The organism is Patulibacter minatonensis DSM 18081 (assembly GCF_000519325.1).
GTDB lineage: Bacteria > Actinomycetota > Thermoleophilia > Solirubrobacterales > Solirubrobacteraceae > Patulibacter > Patulibacter minatonensis.
Window position 1 is genome coordinate 75059 of record NZ_KI912613.1, and the last position, 16120, is coordinate 91178.

Below are 16120 nucleotides of genomic sequence, written 5' to 3' on the forward strand. Positions count from 1 at the left end.
GCCGCGGCGCGCGAGCGGACGGACGCCCCCGGCGGAGGTTCCGGGTCGGTCGTCGGATCGCTGCTCGACCTCGGCGGCGGGCGCGCGTCGTCCGGCGTCGCGGGCCGCCGCGGCCGGACGTCGGGCGAGCACGGCCAACCGGTCGACGTCCGCCCGCGCGAGCTGGCGACCGACGACCTCGCGGTCGCCGCGACGCTGCGTGCTGCGGCCCTGCGGTCGGCCACCGCCCCCGACCGGGCGGCCGTCGCCCCCGCCGACGTTCCGACCGGGCGCACCGCCCCGCCCCGCCCGCGCCTCGTCGTCCGCCCGGAGGACCACCGCACCCCGGTCCGCGCCGGGCGCGAGGGGACGCTGGTCGTCTTCTGCGTCGACGCCTCCGGCTCGATGGGCGCGCGGAAGCGGATGGCGACCGTGAAGGACGCCGCGCTCGGCCTGCTGATGGACGCCTACCAGCGCCGCGACCGGGTCGCCCTGATCGCCTTCCGGGGTCGCGAGGCGGAGGTCGTGCTGACCCCGACCGGGTCGGTCGAGCGCGCCGCCGACCGGCTCGCCCGCCTGGCCACGGGCGGCGGCACGCCGCTGGCCGCGGGCCTCGACGCGGCGTCCTCGCTGATCGCCGCCCACCGGGTGCGCGACCCGGGGCGTCGCGCCCTCTGCGTCGTCGTCACCGACGGTCGCGCGTCGGGCGGAAAGGCCGGCCTGGCCGCCGCCGAGCGCGCCGCCGAGCGCCTCGGCCGGACCGCCGACGGGGTCCTCGTCTTCGACACCGAGGAGGGCCGGGTGCGGCTGCACCTCGCCCGGCGGATCGCCGACGCCGCCCGCGCCCGCCTGCTGCCGGTCGGGGTGCTGACGGGCGAGGCCGTGGCGGACGGCCACACCCGACGCGTCGGCCTGCGCGCCCCTGCGACCGGATCGAGCGGGACGCTCCCGTCGACGGACGACCGGGCCGCCGCATGAGCTCCCCGGCGTCCTCCGACGGTGCCGCCGCCCGACCCGTCGTGGCGATCGCGGCCGGCCCCGTGCTGCTCGACCCCGCCCGGGAGCTCGTCGACGCCCTGGACGCGCTCGGCGCCGACGTGCGGACGGTCGACCTCGCGTCCGACCCCGCGCTCCCGGAAGGCACGGTCGCGTTCGTCCTCGGCGACGGCGCCCCGGTGCCGTTCGTCGACGCCCTGGCCGGCAACGCGTCGCTGCGGGAGTCCGTCGTCGCGCTTCACCGGACGGGCGCACCGATCGTCGCCGAAGGTGCCGGGGTCGCGTTCCTCGCGTCGTCGCTGGACGGCCGACCCATGTGCGACGTCCTGTCGACGGTCGCCACCGCGGGTCGCGGCGGCGTCCCCGGGACCGTCGAGCTGACCGCCGCGTCCGACGGCCCGCTGCACGTCCTCGGGGAGCGCCGGATCGGCCGCCCGTCCGCCGCGGTCGCCCTCGACGGCGTCGCCGGCGCCCGCCCCGCGTGGATGATCGGCCGGCGCCACGAGGGCTGGGCGCTGCCCGACGTGCACGGGAGCCTCGTCGTCGTGGGCTGGAACCGCACGCGGGCCGAACGGCTGCTGACGGCGGCCGGGGTGTCCCGATGACCGCCGGCGACCACGCGGGACCGCCCCCGGGCGACGACCCGGAGGCGCGGACCGGGGCCGCGGCGGACACGCCGCGCGCGGGATCGCCCGCCGGCCGCGTCGTCTTCGTCGGCGCCGGACCCGGTGCCGCGGACCTCATCACCCTGCGCGGCGCGCGGGTGCTCGGCGAGGCCGACGTCGTCGTCTGGCCCCGCAGCCTCGTCCCGCCCGAGGTGATGGAGCACGCGCGAGCGGACGCCGAGGTCCTCACGAGCGACGACCACACGCTCGAGGACGTGATCCAGCTGTTCGCGCGCGCCAAGCGCGAGGGCCTGACGGTCTGCCGCCTGCAGTCCGGGGACCCGGCGATCTACGCGACGCTCCACGAGCAGATCAACGCCTGCCGGCGGATGGACCTGGCCTACGAGATCGTGCCCGGCGTCGGGTCGCTGTCGGCGATGGCCGCGGCGCTCGGCCAGGAGCTCACGGTCCCCGAGGTCGCGCAGTCGCTGATCCTCACCCGCCGCGCCGTCCGCGTGCCGATGCCGGACAACGAGCAGCTCCAGGAGCTCGCGGGCCACGGCACGACCATGGCGCTCTACCTGTCCGTCCGCCGGCCGCGCGAGCTCGTCGCCGACCTGCTCGCGGGCGGGTACGCGCCGGAGACCCCGGTGGCGATCGGCTACCGCGTGTCGTGGCCGGACGAGGTCCTGCTCCGCTGCCGCCTCGACGAGCTCGCGGCGACGCTGAAGGAGCACAAGATCACGACCCAGGCGCTGATCGTCCTCGGTCCCGGCCTGGCCGCGGGCGAGGAAGAGCGGCGCTCCCACGTCTACCGGCCGAACTACGGTCATCGGTACCGGCGGCTGGGGAGCCCGAAGCGGTACAAGGGCGCGGGTGCGCCGCCCGAGGGCGCGTAGGCCTGTGCTTCATCACACCGGCGCGAGCACGGGAATGCCGTGGTGCTTCGCGCCGCGAGCGAGCTGACGATCGTACGTCACGACGACGTCGAGCTGACCCAGCGCTCGCAGCCGCTGCGCCGTAGCCAGGTGGATGGCGTCGAGCGTGGCCACGGTCGCCGGTGCGATCGTCTCGGCGTCGGCCAGGATCTCGGCCGAGACGGGAACGAGCGCCACGCCGTTGAGGAGCGAATCGGCATTCGCGAGCCGGTCCTCGCGGAGCGCGACCCGACGCAACTCGACCCGGAGCAGCCTGCTGCTGACGTGGCGATCGTGGTCGGCCAGTGCGGACAGGATGGCGGGTGCGTCCGGCTCCCCGAGAAGCACGCGGCCGAGCGCGCTCGTGTCGACGTACGCCACGCCCATCGCTCAGCGGTCCTTCCGCGCCGGGACCGTCAGAACCGTTCCCGTCGCCCCTCGGCGAGCAGGCGTTCGGTCGTCCCGGCAGGACTGGCGGGCGCGTTCAGTCGCGCTGCGATCGCGGACAACGACTCGACAGGGACCGTAGAGCCCGTCAGTTCGGCGAGGGCGGCGTACGAATCGCTTCCGGGACCGGCCGGGACGAGCCGGGCCACCACGCGCCCCCGTTCGGTCACGAGGAGGTCCTCCCCGGCCTTCACCCTCTCGAGGTGGCGGCTGAGGTGCTGACGCAACTCTCTGACGCCGACGGACTCCATGTGCGTCACAACGTAGCACCTCGTCGGCGCGACCCGGCCGACATCAACCTCCCCGCGCCGGGCGACGCCGTACGCTCCTCCCGTGCGCCGATCCGTGCTCCCGCTGCTCGCCTCCGGTGCCCTCCTCGCCGCGTGCGGCGGTGACGACGCGGAACCCACGGTCGACCCGGACGAGGCGGACCGCGCGGCTGCGTCGCTCGTGCGCAACGTCGTCAGCGCCGCCGAGTCGTGCCGGGCCGAGGGGCCGACGCCCGACGAGCGGTGCCGGAAGCCCGAGTCACTGACGTTCGGCCTCGGCTCCGACCGGCGGATCGCATCCGCGATCGTCGCCGGGAAGCCCGGCCGCGGCCAGGTCGCCGTCCAGTCCGCGACCGGTCGACGGTTGCGGGTCCTCGCGGTCTCGGAATCCGGCAACCGCTTCGCCTTCACCGCGCAGTCCCGGGCCGGCGGCGGGGCCGCCCGGACGTTCTCGTGCGTCACGCCGGGCCATTCCCCGAGCGCGATCTGCCGCGACGGCTCGTGGGGCGGCGGTGCCGCGGACGACGACTACGGGCGGCAGCTCGAGCAGGCCTGCGGCGGCATCGTCGCCCTCCGCGCCGACCTCGTCCGCGGCGTGCAGGAGCTCACGCCGGCGAGCACCGTGGACGAGGCCGATGCGCTGCCCGGCATCCGCAACCTCTACGCCGCGACCTACGAGCGGACCGCCGAGCTGACGCGCGCGCTCACCCGGATCCCGGGACCCGCGCGGTACGCGGCCTTCCAGCGGGCCCTGCGCCGGCTCGAGCCCGTACTGACCCGGAGCCTCCGGCGACGCGCCACGAAGGCCCGCAGCGCCACCACGCTCGCGGCGCTCGAACGCGTCGTCGCCGCCACCTCCGACCCGACGGAGGACGCGCCCGACGTCGCGTTCCCGCGTGATCTGCGCACCGCGGCCCCGTCGTGCCGGAACGTCGTCCCGCGCACGACCGGCTGACGCCGAACCGTTCCGTCACCCGAGGACGTCGACGTCGTACCGGCGGATCCACGGGTCCACGGGTCCACGGGTCCACGGGTCCACGGGTCCACGGGTCCACGGTGACGATCGGCTCGTGCTCGAGCTGGGCCTGGGCGACGAGCAGGCGGTCGAACGGATCCGCGGAACACCACCCCCGCCGCCTCGCCCCGACGACCCCGCGCCCTCGGCCCGATAGCGTCAGGCCCGATGAGCGCCTCCGCCCCCGGACTCCCCGTCGTCACCGTCAGCGCCGGGGCGCTCCAAGGGACGGAAGCGGACGGGATCGCGTCGTTCAAGGGGGTCCCGTACGCCGCGCCGCCGGTCGGCCCCCTGCGCTTCGCCGCGCCCGCGCCGGTCGAGCCGTGGGACGGCGTGCGCGACGCGACCGCGTACGGGCCGAACCCCGCGAAACCCCTCTACGCCCCGCCGTTCGACACGATGTTGAGCGACCCGGTGATCCCGGGCGACGACGTCCTCAACCTCAACGTCTGGACGCCCGCGGCACGGGTCACCGGGGACGACGGGGCCCCGCTGCCGGTGCTCGTCTGGATCCACGGTGGCGCCTTCCGCGGCGGCACGGGCGCGGTCGGCACGTACGACGGCAGCGCCTTCGCCCGCGACGGCGTCGTGTGCGTGACGATCAACTACCGGCTCGGCATGGACGGATTCGGCGCGCTGCCCGACGCGCCGCACAACCGCGGGCTGCTCGACCAGCTGGCCGCGCTGCGCTGGGTGCGGGACGAGATCGCCGCGTTCGGCGGCGACCCCGGCCGGGTCACGATCGCGGGCGAGTCCGCGGGCGCGATGAGCGTCGTCACGCTCCTGGCGGCGGACGAGGCCCGCGGGCTCTTCCACCGCGCGATCGCGCAGAGCGGCGCGGGGCACCACGTGCAGTCCATCGAGAGCGCCACGCGGGTGGCCGAGGAGCTCGGGCGACGGCTCGACGTCGCCCCGACCGCCGCGGGGTTCGCCGGCGTCCCGGTCGATGCGTTCATCGCCGCGCAGCTGCAGCTCGGCACCGAGGTGTCGACCACCGACCGCCTCGCGTGGGGCGACGTCGGGCTCGACGGCATGCCGTACGAGCCGGTGGTCGACGGCGACCTGATCCCGCGCCGCCCCGTCGACGCGCTCGGCGGGGACGCTGCCGACGACGCGCCGGCCGTCCCGCTCCTGATCGGCACGAACGCCGAGGAGTACCGGTTCTGGCTCGTCCCGCTCGGCATCCTCGAGCACGTCACCGCGGAGACGCTGCCGTTCGCCGGCGACGCGTACCGCCTGCCCGCCGAGAGCGCGGCCGTGTACGCCGACGGCCCGTCGGCCGGGGACGGGCTCGAGTCGCTGATGACCGACTGGATGTTCCGGATCCCCGCGATCCGGGCCGCCGAGTCCCGCTGGGGCGGCCCCGCCCCCACGTGGCTCTACGAGTTCCGGTGGCGGTCCCCGTCCCTGGACGGGCAGCTCGGCGCGGCGCACGCGGTGGAGATCGCGTTCGCGTTCGACACCACCCACGTCGAGAGCGGCTGGGGCATGATCGGCCCCGACGCGCCGCAGGACCTCGCCGACGAGATGCACGCGGCGTGGGTCGCCTTCGTCGTCGGGGGTGACCCCGAATGGCCTGCGTACGAGCCCGACCGGCGCGCGGTGCGCGTCTTCGGCGGGGCCGCCGGCGCCGGCGCGGTCGAGGACGATCCCGACGGCGGACGGCGCGCGCTCTGGGACGGGCTGCGCTGAACGCCGTCCACACGGCTACGCTGCGCGGATGCGCGTGCGGGGGACGATCTCCTGCGCCGCCGCCGTGGGGGTGGTCCTGACCGCCGCGGGGTGCGGCGGGGACGACGGCGGTGGTGACGGCCCGGTGGCCGCGTCGGTGCCCGTCGTCCCTTCAGCGGGCACCACCGTCACGACCGTCGCGACGGTCACGATGCCGTCGACGGCCACCACGCCCGTCACCGTCACGCGCCGCGCCGCGTCGCCGGGGACCGAGCGGTCGCGGCCCTCCCGACCACGGCCGTCCGGCCCCGAGCCCGACGACCCGCCCGCGACCACGCGGTCGGCCCCGACGACGACCGCGACACCGTCGGACGACGACTCCGATCCCGTCGGCGGGACCACGTTCTCCCTCGGCCCCGGTCGTGGGACCGGGTACACGGTGCGGGTCCCCGACGGCTGGTTCGACGGCTCCCGCCGCCTGGAGGGCTCCGGGGTGCCGTTCGACCTCTCCCTGGTCCGCGGCCGCGGGTCCGACGTCGTGTCGAACATCCTGATCGTCCGGGACGGCGGCGCCGCCGACCGCGGCCAGGACGTCGAGGACCTCGCCCGACGGGTGCGCGGCGACATCGTCCGGACCGTCGGGAACGGCGACGTCACCCGCGGCGCGGACACCACCGTCGACGGCGATCCCGCCATCAGCTTCGTCGTCCGCCGCACGCTCGGGAGCCGCACCCTCGTGCAGCGCAAGATCGCCGTCCTGCATCGGCGGGCGCTCTACACGATCACCCTCACGTCGCTCGAGCAGGACGCCCGGGACGACGGGGCCGTCTTCCGGTCCTTCCTCCGCTCCTGGAACTGGGAGTGAGGGCGCCGGTCGCGGCACCGCGACGGATCTCGGGGGCGGGCCGAACGGCTGTGGCCGGCGCGGCCCGGCGGGCGTACGCTGCGCACGTGCTCCGTCGAACCCTCGCCCCCGCCCTGCTGCTCTCCGTCCTGGCCCTGACCGCGTGCGGCGGTTCGGACGACGCCGGTCCGACCACGATCGACGGCACCGGGTACCGGACGACGACACCGTCCGGCTGGACGGACGCCCGGAAGCTCGCCGCGAAGGCGACGTTCGACGTCGACCGGTTCTACGCCAAGGTCGTCGACAAGCAGATCCGGGACAACGTCATCATCACGCGCGAGACCGTCCCCGCGTCGGTCGGGGACCAGCCGATCGAGCGGCTCGAGCCCGAGGTGCGGGCCGGGTCCGCGAAGACCGTGGGTGTCCCGACGCCCCCGGCGGAGGCGCCGACCACGCTCGACGGCGAGCCGGCGAGGACGTGGACGTTCCGCCGCGAGCAGGACGGGAAGCGCATCGTGCAGCGCCAGCTCATCGCCCTGCACCGCGGGGTCCTCTACACGGTGACCCTGAGCTCGCTCGCGAGCGCCGACAAGGGCGACGGGCTGCTGCGGACGGTCGCGGAGGGCTGGGACTGGGACTGACCGGCCGGCCGCATGGGCGGCGGGTCGCCGGGTATCCGCCGGTCCCCGCCCGCTGCGCCGGGCGGAGGACCCCGGTCACGAACGAGGAGTTCCCATGCCGCCCAACGGCGTCAGGCCCGGCACCAAGCGCGCCCGCCAGTACGAGGAGATCAAGTCCTCGGTGCAGGAGCAGGGCAAGAGCGAGTCCACGGCGGAGGAGATCGCCGCCCGGACCGTCAACAAGGAGCGCGCCCGTCACGGCGAGTCCGAGCAGGCGTCGAGGACGTCGACGCAGGACAAGAGCTCGGGACAGCGCGGCGGCGAGCGTTCCGGGACGGACCGGGAGAAGGGTCGCACCAAGGACCAGCTCTACGCCGAGGCGAAGGACCTCGGCGTCGACGGCCGCTCGAAGATGGACAAGGAGCAGCTGCGCCGGGCGGTCGACGCCGCGAAGTGAGGCTCGCGTGGCGTCGCCGGGGGCCTCAGCTCCCCCGACGACGCCACGCCACCGGCGGGACAGGACGCCGCGCCACGCCTCGGCGCACTGGTAGTTCGCACGAGCCCCCGAAGTTGTGACCGCGAATGTCCCCGGACGTCCCCGCGGCGGCTCCGGGTCTCCCCGCGGACGCCGTCGGACGGTCCGGTTCCGGGCGCCGGACGGGGCCCGGCGGCGCCGTCCCGTCGGTGTGCGCACGGACCGGTCAGGATGTCGTGGTGCCGTCGTCCGACACCCCCGTGCTCGAGGACGTCCTGCCCGATCGCGCGCGGGTGCTGTTCTGCGGGACCGCCGCCGGAGCCGTCAGCGCCCGTGTCGGTGCGCCCTACGCGGGGCCCGGCAACGCGTTCTGGCCGACCCTCCACGCGATCGGCCTCGTGCCCTCGCGGATCGCCCCGGCCCAGTTCCGCACGGTGGCCGAGCACGGCATCGCCCTCACCGACCTGGACAAGTCCGCGTCGGGGTCGGACGCGGAGGTCGGGACCGCCGGCTTCGATCCCGACGCCGTCGCGCGGAAGGTCGCGCGCTGCGCCGCGCCGATCGTGGCGTTCACGAGCAAGACGGCGGGGTCCGCGGCGCTCGGGCGACCCGTCGGATACGGCCGGCAGCCCGGGTCGCTCGCCGGCGCCGAGGTCTGGGTCCTGCCGTCGCCGTCCGGGCGGGCGCGACGGTTCTGGGATCCCGAGCCGTGGGAGGCGCTGGCCGAGCGCACCCGGGAGCTCATGCCGACGGTCCTCTGCGCGCCCGACAAGCTGCGCGAGGCCGTCGACGCCGCGCGGGCGGCGGCGGCGCTGGCGGCGGGGGTCCGCGACGCCGGCCGTCGGCCGTTGCTGCTTCCCGTCGCCGACGGCGGCGAGGGCACCCTCGACGCACTCGTCGCCGGCGGCCACGCCCGCCCGGTGGCCGTCCGTGCCCGCAACGCCCACGGCCGGGAGGTCGACGCGCGGATCGCGGTGCTGGAGGGGCCTGCTGCGGGTGCGGCGTCGGCGACCGGGGGGACGGCCCCGACCGACGACGGCGCGACCGCGGCCGGCGCGCCGGCGCGGCCACCGGGGACGACGGTGCTCGTCGAGGCGGCCGAGGCCATCGCGCTGGCGGCGGTCCCCGAGGCGGCACGGGACGTCGGTCGCGCGTCGTCGGCGGGCGTCGGGGACCTCGTGCTCGCCGCGCTGGAGCTCGGTGCCACCCGGATCCTCGTGACCGTCGGCGGGAGCGCGAGCGTCGACGGCGGGGCCGGTTTCCTGCGCGCGCTCGGGGTGGAGGCCCCGGCCGACGGTGCGGACCTCGTGGCGGACCCGACGGCCGTCGACGCGTCGCTCACCGGCCTGGACCCGCGACTCCGGGGCGTCGCGCTCGAGCTGCTGCACGACGTCGACGCGCCGCTCTGCGGTCCCGACGGCGCCGCGCGGCGGTTCGGTCCGCAGAAGGGCGCGACGCCCGGGGAGGTCGAGGCGTACGACGCGGCGCTCGTCAGGTGGGCCGCAGCGCTCGGAGCGGACCCGGACGTCCCGGGGTCGGGGGCCGCGGGCGGCCTCGGCCTGGCGCTCCTGGCGCTCCGTGCCGTGCCCCGTCCCGGAGCCGACGCCGTCCTCGACCTCGTCGGCTTCGACCCCCTCGCACGGCACGCCGACCTCGTGCTGACGGCCGAGGGGAGCGTCGACGCGTCGACGCTGCAGGGCAAGACGGTCGACGCGGTCGTTCGCCGTGCCCGTGCCGCGAAGACGCCCGTCGACGTGCTCGGGGGCCGGGTGGAGGACGGCGCGGCCGCCGAGCTCCGGCGCCGCGGCGCCCGAGACGTGCGGGCCCTGGGACCGCCCGCGCGGGCGCTCGAGGTCGCGCTGGCGGCGGCGACCCGCGAGCTCCGCACCGAGGCGCGGCGATCGGTCGCCCGGGGCCGCGACGATGCGCCGGAGCCGCCGGCCGCCGGCTGACCCCGGGACGGATGCGCCCGACCTGCGAACGATGGTGTTCGCAGGCACCACGGGACGATTTCACGCGAGGGTCACGAGCGCGCCGACCGCGACCGCGAGCATCGGGGTCCCCCCATCGCTCCACCAGAAAGGACGTCCGGATGACCTCACGCATCTCGCGACGCGATCTCCTGGCCGCCGGCGGAGCCGGCGCCGTCGCCCTCTCCTTCGGCGGCGTCTTCGCCGGCCGTGCCTCGGCCCTGCCCCGCGGCGCCTACCCGTTCGTCGCCGGCGTCGCCTCCGGCGAGCCCGCCGCCGACAGCATCGTGCTCTGGACCCGCATCGCCCTCGACTCCCTCGGCCGCGACGCGGTCAAGGGCCAGGTCCCCGTCACGTGGGAGCTCGCCGAGGACCAGAACCTCACGAGGATCGTCGCCCGCGGCGTCCAGACCGCCACGAAGGCCGACGGCCACTCGGTGCACGTCGAGGTCCCGAAGCTCAAGCCCGGCCGCGAGTACTGGTACCGCTTCTACGCCAACGGCGAGGCCAGCGCGCTCGGCCGCACCCGCACCGCCCCGGCCGTCGGCGCGTCGCCCAACAGCCTGCGCTTCTGCCTGGCCAGCTGCTCGAATTGGGAGGCCGGCTACTTCACGGCCTACAAGCGGATCGCGGACGACGACCCCTGGTTCGTCGTGCACGTCGGCGACTACATCTACGAGGGCGGCCCCGGCACCACCGGCGTCCGCCAGCACAGCAACGCGGAGCCGATGGACCTCCCGAGCTACCGCGAGCGCCACAGCCAGTACAACTCCGACCCCGACCTGCTCGAGATGCGGCGGCTGTTCCCGCTCGTCCCGACGCCGGACGACCACGAGGTCGAGAACAACTACGCGAACCTGATCTCGCAGGTCGACACGGAGCCCGACCAGGACCCGAAGGTCTTCGCGAAGCGCCGCGCCGCGGCCTACCGGGCGTACTGGGAGTTCATGCCGCTGCGGAACTACGCGCACCCGCAGGGCTCGGGCATGCAGCTCTACCGCGAGCTGCCGATGGGCGACCTGGCGAACTTCGTCGTCGCCGACACCCGCCAGTACCGCACCGACCAGCCGTACGGCGACAAGGGCCCGACGGACGGCCCGGACATGCGCGACCCGAAGGCGACGCTGCCGGGCATCGCCCAGGAGCAGTGGATCGTCGACCGCATGGGCGCGTCGAAGGCGAAGTGGAACATCCTCGCCCAGCAGGTCCTGATGGCCCAGCACGACGTCGTCCCCGGCGCCGTGAAGGGCTACTCGACCGACCAGTGGGACGCCTACCGCGCCAGCCGCCAGCGGGTGCTGACCGGCATCGCGGACCGCAAGACGTCGAACCCGGTCGTCCTCACGGGCGACATCCACCAGCACTACGCGGCGGACCTCCTGCGCGACTTCGACGACCCGAGCTCGCCGATCGTCGGCTCCGAGCTGTGCGGCACGTCCGTCACCTCCGGCGGCGACGGCTCCGACTCCCACGAGGACCTCAGCGAGAACCCCTGGATCAAGTACAACGGCAAGCGCCGCGGCTACGTCCGGGTGACGATGGACGCGAAGGAGCTGCGGGCCGACTTCCGCAACGTCGCGGCGGTCACGACGCGCAGCGCGGCGGCGTCCACCGGCGCGAGCTTCACGCTGCAGGACGGCAAGCCCGGCCTGAAGTCCTGACCGACCGGGGCGGACCCGGCCGGTGACGGCCGGGGCGCCCCGGCGGACGGCTGCTCCGCCGCGGGTGTCCCGCGGAGCGCCGCGCCTCGCGGGCCGGCCGTCGTGCCGTCTCAGCGGGAGCAGCCGTAGGTGGTCGACCCCACGAACGGGTCGAGGCCCTTGCGCTTCGACGACGGCGCGATGATCCCCGCGACCCGGATGCAGGCGGTCCTCGGCGCCTTGATCTTCGCCGGCCCGGCGTAGTAGCCGTAGTCCCCCGGGTCCTCGGCGTGCTTCCCGGCCCCGTCGATGGTCACGTTCATCCGGCGCTTCGTCCCGACCTGCGACAACGACGACCGGAAGGTGACGGCGCACCACGTGCCGGACGACCGGTCGTACGAGAGCGAGAGGCGACCGCGGAGGTGGCTGCCCTTCAGGTCCGCGTTGCGGTCGACGGAGCCGGTCTGGACCTGCACGTAGCCCTTGCCGCAGACGGCTAGGAAGTCGTAGGTGTTGGGCGTCGCCGACGCCTGCGGGGCGGTCGCGCCGACGAGGACGACGGCGGCAGCGCACCCGGCGACGCCGAGCAGCGAGGAGGGACGGGGGATCCGGGACATGCCCTCAGGATGCCCGCCCCGCGGCGCCGGGTGATGAGGCTTCCGTGAGAACACCCGGGACCGGTCCGCTAGCCTGCCCCCATCGCTCGCTGCTCGCACGACCGCTGAGCGCTCTCCCCGCGGGAGCGCCCGTCCGATCCCCGGCGCCCCGTCGCGCCGGACCCCCGACCGCCCTCATCGGATGAGGGCGGCGGTCCCCCGCGTCCCGAAGACGCGGCGGACCGGACCAGCGATCACCACCCGCCGCGGCCGGATGCCGTGCGGGTCGGGCCCGTGCCCGCCGACGACCGGCGGCGCCGGGTCCAGCGCCTCGCGACTCCTCGCGGGGCGGACCGCTCGAAGGAGCACCCATGAGCACCGAGAACCAGCACCCCGCGGGCGTCCCCCGCCGGGTCGACACCATGCAGCCCGACCCGCGGGCGGCGGCGGACCACTACGCCGCCCTCTTCGGGTGGACGTTCGACCACCCCGTCCCGATGCCGGGCGGCCTGCCCGGCGAGCACCGGACGGCGCGCCTGGACGGCCGGCCGGTCGCCGGCGTCGGCCAGGCGCCCCCGGGCGCCCCCGCCGTCTGGACGACCTGGATCGCGGTCGACGACGTCGCCGCGACGGTCGACCGGGCCGTCACGGCCGGGGGCGACGTCCTCCTCGCGCCCGCCGGCGACGCGCCGGGCACCGCGGCGCGCGGCGGACCCGATGCGGACCCGGGAGCGGCGCCCGTCGTCGCCGCGCACCGCGTCGCCGTCGTCACGGATCCGACCGGCGTCGCGTTCGGCCTCCTCACCGCCGACGGGTTCGACGGCACCGAGCGCGCCGACGCGCCCGGCGCGTGGACGATGAGCTCGCTGCACACCCCCGACCCGGACGGGGCCCGCGCCTTCTACGACGCGGTCGTCGGATGGCGGGCGAACCCCGTCCCCGGCGCGCCCATGGCGTTCTGGCGGGCCCACCCGGAGGGCGAGGTCCTCGGCGTGCTCGCGCCGATCGGCCCGGGCGACCCGACGCCCCCGCACTGGAGCGTCTGCTTCCGGGTCGCGGACGTCGACGCCCTCGCCGTGCGGGCCGTCGGGCTCGGCGGCACGGTCCTCATGGGCCCGGTCGACACACCGGGGTTCCGCAGCGCGGTGCTCGCCGACCCGCAGGGCGGGGTGATCGCGGTGACGTGCCCGGCGTGAGCGCCCGACCACGCACCGGGAGCGCGTGGACCGTCGCGGTGCACGCGCACGTGTCCGTGACCGCCGGTGCGCACGGGCGGCGGTCCGCCGGGCAGGCATCGGCGGACCGCGTCCTGCGCCGCCGTCCTGTGAGGCGCGGCTCAGCGGAACGTCGTGCAGCCCCGCGCGCCGAGCGTCGCCGCCGCGCCCCGGCGGACGCCGTCCGCCTTCAGCACGGCGGCGGCGTCCTCGGACGACCCGCTGCTGTTCCCCGCCGCGTCGGCGAAGCGCCCCGCTGCGGCGGCGACGTCGTCCGCCGCCCGGAGGTACGTCCCGGCGGTCGCGGCGTCGGCCGCCGGGACGGGCAGCGCCGCCACCGCGCGGACGTGGTCGCGGTAGATGCCCGCGACGCGGGCGAAGACCGGCGCGGCCGCCGCGGGGTCCTTCGCCGCCTGCAGGACGGGATCGAGGGCCGCCAGGGCGCGGTTCTCGGCGTCGCACGCCGCGTCGAGGTCGCGGACGAGCCCCGCGTGCGTGGCCGTGGCCGAGCGCTGGACCGTGGGCCCCTCGTCCCCGCCCCCGCACCCGGCGAGCCCGGCGACGGCCCGCGCCAGCACGAGCCCGGCGCGCACCGGCGTCCCGTCGTGCGCGTCGCCCGTGGCCCTCGTCCGCCCGGGCCGGACCCGACCGGGCCTCATCCGCGGGCCTCTGTCCCCGACGCGGTCCCCGCGAAGATCCGCCCGACGAGGTGCTCGAGCGTCTCGCGCTGCATGCGCCCCGCGGTCCCGGGGGTCGTGAGCGCGTAGAGGCGCAGGCCGTCGGTAGCGACGGCGAGCAGGTGCGCGTCGCGCCGCGGGTCGGGCGAGCCGAGGAGCTCGAGCGCCTCGGCGACGTGCCCCGCGACGACGTCCAGCCAGTCGCGGACGATCGGCCGCAGCCGGTCGTCGACCGTCGCCTGCAGCTGGAGCTCGTAGCCCGCGCGCATGATGACCGGGCCGTGGTCCGTGGTGGCCCGGGACAGGTGCTCGACCAGCGCCGCGGGCGTCGGCGGCGACCCGCCCTCGGCCGCCGCACGCATCGCGGCGACGGCGTCGGCCGCGACCTGCTGCTCGGCCTCGGCGAGGAACCGCAAGGCGGCCTCGACGATCGCCGCCTTCGACGCGTAGTGGTAGGTCGTCGAGGAGAGCGACACCCCGGCGCGCTCGGCCACCGCGCGGTGCGTCAGCGCGGCGATGCCCTGCTCGCCGACGACCTGGATCGCCGCCAGGACGATGGCCGCGCGGATGTCCTCGGGGGTCCGGCGGGCGGCGCACACGACGATCACCGTACCCGAACGGCTTGCAGTACATACGTACCGCTGGTACATCTGTACTCATGGCCGTCGCCGGAGCTCCGTCCCCCACGATCCGCCGCGACGTGGCGATCGTCGGTGCCGGGCTGAGCGGCCTGGCCGCCGCCCGTGCGCTGCGTCGGGCGGGGGCGTCGGTCGCGGTCCTGGAGGCCCGGTCGCGCCTGGGCGGCAAGACCTTCGCGCCCGAGGTCGGCGGCTGGGCGTCGGACGTCGGGGCCCACTGGGTCGGCCCGGCGCACCACCGCGTGCTGGCGCTCGCCGCGGAGCTCGGGCTGACGAAGGAGCCGCAGTGGCTGCGCGGCCGGCACGGCTGGCGGTTCGGCGACGGGTCCGGGACGTTCCGGGGCGACGTCCCCGTGCGGCCGCTGCTCGGGATGGCGGAGACCGGGCTGCGGCTCGCCGACCTGGAGCTCGAGCGGTTCCGGTCCTCGCGGGCGACCGCGCGTTCCCGCCGGCGCGCGGCGGCCCTCGACGAGCGGACCCTCGCCCCGTGGGTCGACGCCCTGCGCACCGACGTCGCCCGCGGCACGTTCGAGACCCTGGTGCGCACCACCCTGGGCGCGGAGCCGGAGGACGTCTCGCTCGCGTTCGTCTTCTGGCTCGCGCGGCAGAACGGCGGGCTCTCGCAGCTCATGCGCTTCGCGGGCGGAGCACAGGACGCGCACCTCCTCGGCGGGACGCAGGCGCTCGCGCACGGCCTCGCGGCGGGCCTCGGGGACGACCTCGTGCTGGACGCGCCGGTCCGGAGGCTCGAGCAGCACGGAGCCGACCCGGCCGGACGGGGCGGCGCCGACGGCGGCGTGCGGGTCACCGCGGACGGGATCCGGGTCGACGCCGGGCACGTCGTCGTCGCGCTCGGTCCGCCGCTGGTGTCCGCCATCGCCTTCGAGCCGGGCCTGCCACCGGACCGCGCCGCGCTCTCGACCCGCATGCGCGGAGCGGCCTACGCGAAGGCGATCCTCGTCTTCGACCGCCCGTGGTGGCGTGATCGCGGGCTGTCCGGGAACGCGTTCTCCGACCACGGGCCGGTCCAGATGGTCGTCGACGCCGGACCCGCGGACGGCCCGGGAGTCCTCGCCGCGTTCGTGACCGGGGCCGCGGCCCGCCGGTTCGGCCCGCAGGACGGCGACGTCCGCCGGGCGGAGGTCCTCGCCGCCGTGGCCGCGATGCTCGGCCCCGAGGCGGGCCGGCCCGTGGCCTACCGCGATCAGGACTGGACGACGGAGCCCTGGAGCCTCGGCGGCCCCGTCGCGGTGCTGGAGCCCGGGGCCCTGCGCGAGCTCGCACCCGCGCTGTCCCGGCCCGTCGGCCGCGTGCACTGGGCCGGGACGGAGACCGCACCCCGCTGGGCCGGCTACATGGAGGGCGCGATCCGCGCCGGCGAGCGGGCCGCGGGCGAGATCCTCGGACGGTCCGTGCGGGCGGTGGACTGACCCGGCGGACGGCCTCCGAGGTGCGGGCGGAACGGCGGGCGGCCGTCCCCGGGTCGCGGGGCGCAGGGCGGCGCCCCGGGGCGGCCGCGCCACCGGCGGACAGCCACCGGCGGA

17 protein-coding genes are annotated in these 16120 nt (G+C 76.6%); 12 read left to right on the forward strand and 5 right to left on the reverse strand.

The features are described from left to right. The 3 genes from PATMI_RS37085 to cobM all read left to right on the forward strand — a co-directional run. On the forward strand, positions 1-957 hold a 957-nt coding region (locus PATMI_RS37085), incomplete at its 5' end, for a VWA domain-containing protein (RefSeq protein ID WP_169738302.1). Beyond that, a complete protein-coding gene (locus PATMI_RS36280; RefSeq protein ID WP_051470883.1) occupies positions 954-1580 on the forward strand; it encodes a type 1 glutamine amidotransferase family protein in 627 nt (208 codons plus the stop codon). The genes PATMI_RS37085 and PATMI_RS36280, both read left to right, overlap by 4 nt. Further along, entirely contained in the window at positions 1577-2479 is a 903-nt protein-coding gene (gene cobM / locus PATMI_RS26190; protein ID WP_051470884.1) for a precorrin-4 C(11)-methyltransferase, read from the forward strand. The genes PATMI_RS36280 and cobM overlap by 4 nt, the downstream gene beginning before the upstream one ends. Before the next feature lie 12 nt (positions 2480-2491). Here cobM and PATMI_RS0100390 read toward each other — a convergent pair whose 3' ends face one another. Together PATMI_RS0100390 and PATMI_RS0100395 are read right to left on the reverse strand one after the other, a co-directional pair. Further along, a complete protein-coding gene (locus tag PATMI_RS0100390) occupies positions 2492-2884 on the reverse strand; it encodes a type II toxin-antitoxin system VapC family toxin (RefSeq protein WP_026909417.1) in 393 nt (130 codons plus the stop codon). Between the two features lie 29 nt (positions 2885-2913). Continuing rightward, on the reverse strand, positions 2914-3195 hold the full coding sequence (locus PATMI_RS0100395; RefSeq protein WP_026909418.1) for a type II toxin-antitoxin system Phd/YefM family antitoxin: 282 nt from the start codon (positions 3193-3195) through the stop codon (positions 2914-2916). An 82-nt stretch (positions 3196-3277) separates the two neighbouring features. Between PATMI_RS0100395 and PATMI_RS0100400 the strand changes: the two genes are divergently transcribed. The 7 genes from PATMI_RS0100400 (at position 3278) to PATMI_RS0100430 (ending at position 11472) form a co-directional block, all read left to right on the forward strand. Next, positions 3278-4168, forward strand: a complete 891-nt coding sequence (locus tag PATMI_RS0100400) for a hypothetical protein (protein WP_026909419.1) — start codon at positions 3278-3280, stop codon at positions 4166-4168. 228 nt (positions 4169-4396) lie between these two features. Then, positions 4397-5920, forward strand: a complete 1524-nt coding sequence (locus PATMI_RS0100405) for a carboxylesterase/lipase family protein (protein WP_026909420.1) — start codon at positions 4397-4399, stop codon at positions 5918-5920. A 28-nt stretch (positions 5921-5948) separates the two neighbouring features. Then, positions 5949-6764, forward strand: coding sequence for a hypothetical protein (locus PATMI_RS0100410; protein WP_026909421.1), 816 nt, complete (start codon positions 5949-5951; stop codon positions 6762-6764). 86 nt (positions 6765-6850) lie between these two features. Then, a complete protein-coding gene (locus PATMI_RS26195; protein WP_036725041.1) occupies positions 6851-7387 on the forward strand; it encodes a DcrB/PsbP domain-containing protein in 537 nt (178 codons plus the stop codon). Positions 7388-7481: 94 nt separating this feature from the next. Then, positions 7482-7823 carry a hypothetical protein gene (locus PATMI_RS0100420; protein ID WP_026909422.1) on the forward strand — a complete coding sequence of 114 codons (342 nt, stop codon included), beginning with the start codon at positions 7482-7484 and terminating at the stop codon, positions 7821-7823. Between the two features lie 257 nt (positions 7824-8080). Continuing rightward, positions 8081-9793 carry a glycerate kinase gene (locus PATMI_RS33505; RefSeq protein ID WP_051470885.1) on the forward strand — a complete coding sequence of 571 codons (1713 nt, stop codon included), beginning with the start codon at positions 8081-8083 and terminating at the stop codon, positions 9791-9793. Positions 9794-9933: 140 nt separating this feature from the next. Then, complete coding sequence (locus PATMI_RS0100430; protein WP_026909423.1) at positions 9934-11472, forward strand: alkaline phosphatase D family protein; 1539 nt, start codon at positions 9934-9936, stop codon at positions 11470-11472. Positions 11473-11582: 110 nt separating this feature from the next. On the opposite strand, the gene PATMI_RS0100435 is transcribed toward PATMI_RS0100430, so the two are convergent. Continuing rightward, entirely contained in the window at positions 11583-12068 is a 486-nt protein-coding gene (locus PATMI_RS0100435; protein ID WP_026909424.1) for a hypothetical protein, read from the reverse strand. 350 nt (positions 12069-12418) lie between these two features. On the opposite strand from PATMI_RS0100435, the gene PATMI_RS0100440 reads away from it, so the two are divergent. Then, positions 12419-13243 carry a VOC family protein gene (locus PATMI_RS0100440; RefSeq protein ID WP_026909425.1) on the forward strand — a complete coding sequence of 275 codons (825 nt, stop codon included), beginning with the start codon at positions 12419-12421 and terminating at the stop codon, positions 13241-13243. A gap of 140 nt (positions 13244-13383) precedes the next feature. Here PATMI_RS0100440 and PATMI_RS0100445 read toward each other — a convergent pair whose 3' ends face one another. Both PATMI_RS0100445 and PATMI_RS26205 read right to left on the reverse strand, forming a co-directional pair. Next, positions 13384-13854, reverse strand: a complete 471-nt coding sequence (locus PATMI_RS0100445) for a hypothetical protein (protein ID WP_026909426.1) — start codon at positions 13852-13854, stop codon at positions 13384-13386. A 62-nt stretch (positions 13855-13916) separates the two neighbouring features. Next, positions 13917-14537 (reverse strand): TetR/AcrR family transcriptional regulator, encoded by a 621-nt coding sequence (locus PATMI_RS26205; protein ID WP_051470886.1) that lies wholly within the window; start codon positions 14535-14537, stop codon positions 13917-13919. A gap of 59 nt (positions 14538-14596) precedes the next feature. On the opposite strand from PATMI_RS26205, the gene PATMI_RS0100455 reads away from it, so the two are divergent. Continuing rightward, positions 14597-16006 (forward strand): flavin monoamine oxidase family protein, encoded by a 1410-nt coding sequence (locus tag PATMI_RS0100455; RefSeq protein ID WP_051470887.1) that lies wholly within the window; start codon positions 14597-14599, stop codon positions 16004-16006. Positions 16007-16120 lie beyond the last annotated feature (114 nt).

Coding starts and splice junctions, on each gene's coding strand:
- PATMI_RS0100395 (WP_026909418.1), bottom strand. CDS start 3,195: ATGGAGTCCGTCGGCGTCAGAGAGTTGCGTCAGCACCTCAGCCGCCAC.
- PATMI_RS0100420 (WP_026909422.1), top strand. CDS start 7,482: ATGCCGCCCAACGGCGTCAGGCCCGGCACCAAGCGCGCCCGCCAGTAC.
- PATMI_RS0100430 (WP_026909423.1), top strand. CDS start 9,934: ATGACCTCACGCATCTCGCGACGCGATCTCCTGGCCGCCGGCGGAGCC.
- PATMI_RS0100435 (WP_026909424.1), bottom strand. CDS start 12,068: ATGTCCCGGATCCCCCGTCCCTCCTCGCTGCTCGGCGTCGCCGGGTGC.
- PATMI_RS0100410 (WP_026909421.1), top strand. CDS start 5,949: ATGCGCGTGCGGGGGACGATCTCCTGCGCCGCCGCCGTGGGGGTGGTC.
- PATMI_RS0100455 (WP_051470887.1), top strand. CDS start 14,597: ATGGCCGTCGCCGGAGCTCCGTCCCCCACGATCCGCCGCGACGTGGCG.
- PATMI_RS0100440 (WP_026909425.1), top strand. CDS start 12,419: ATGAGCACCGAGAACCAGCACCCCGCGGGCGTCCCCCGCCGGGTCGAC.
- cobM (WP_051470884.1), top strand. CDS start 1,577: ATGACCGCCGGCGACCACGCGGGACCGCCCCCGGGCGACGACCCGGAG.
- PATMI_RS0100405 (WP_026909420.1), top strand. CDS start 4,397: ATGAGCGCCTCCGCCCCCGGACTCCCCGTCGTCACCGTCAGCGCCGGG.
- PATMI_RS36280 (WP_051470883.1), top strand. CDS start 954: ATGAGCTCCCCGGCGTCCTCCGACGGTGCCGCCGCCCGACCCGTCGTG.
- PATMI_RS0100390 (WP_026909417.1), bottom strand. CDS start 2,884: ATGGGCGTGGCGTACGTCGACACGAGCGCGCTCGGCCGCGTGCTTCTC.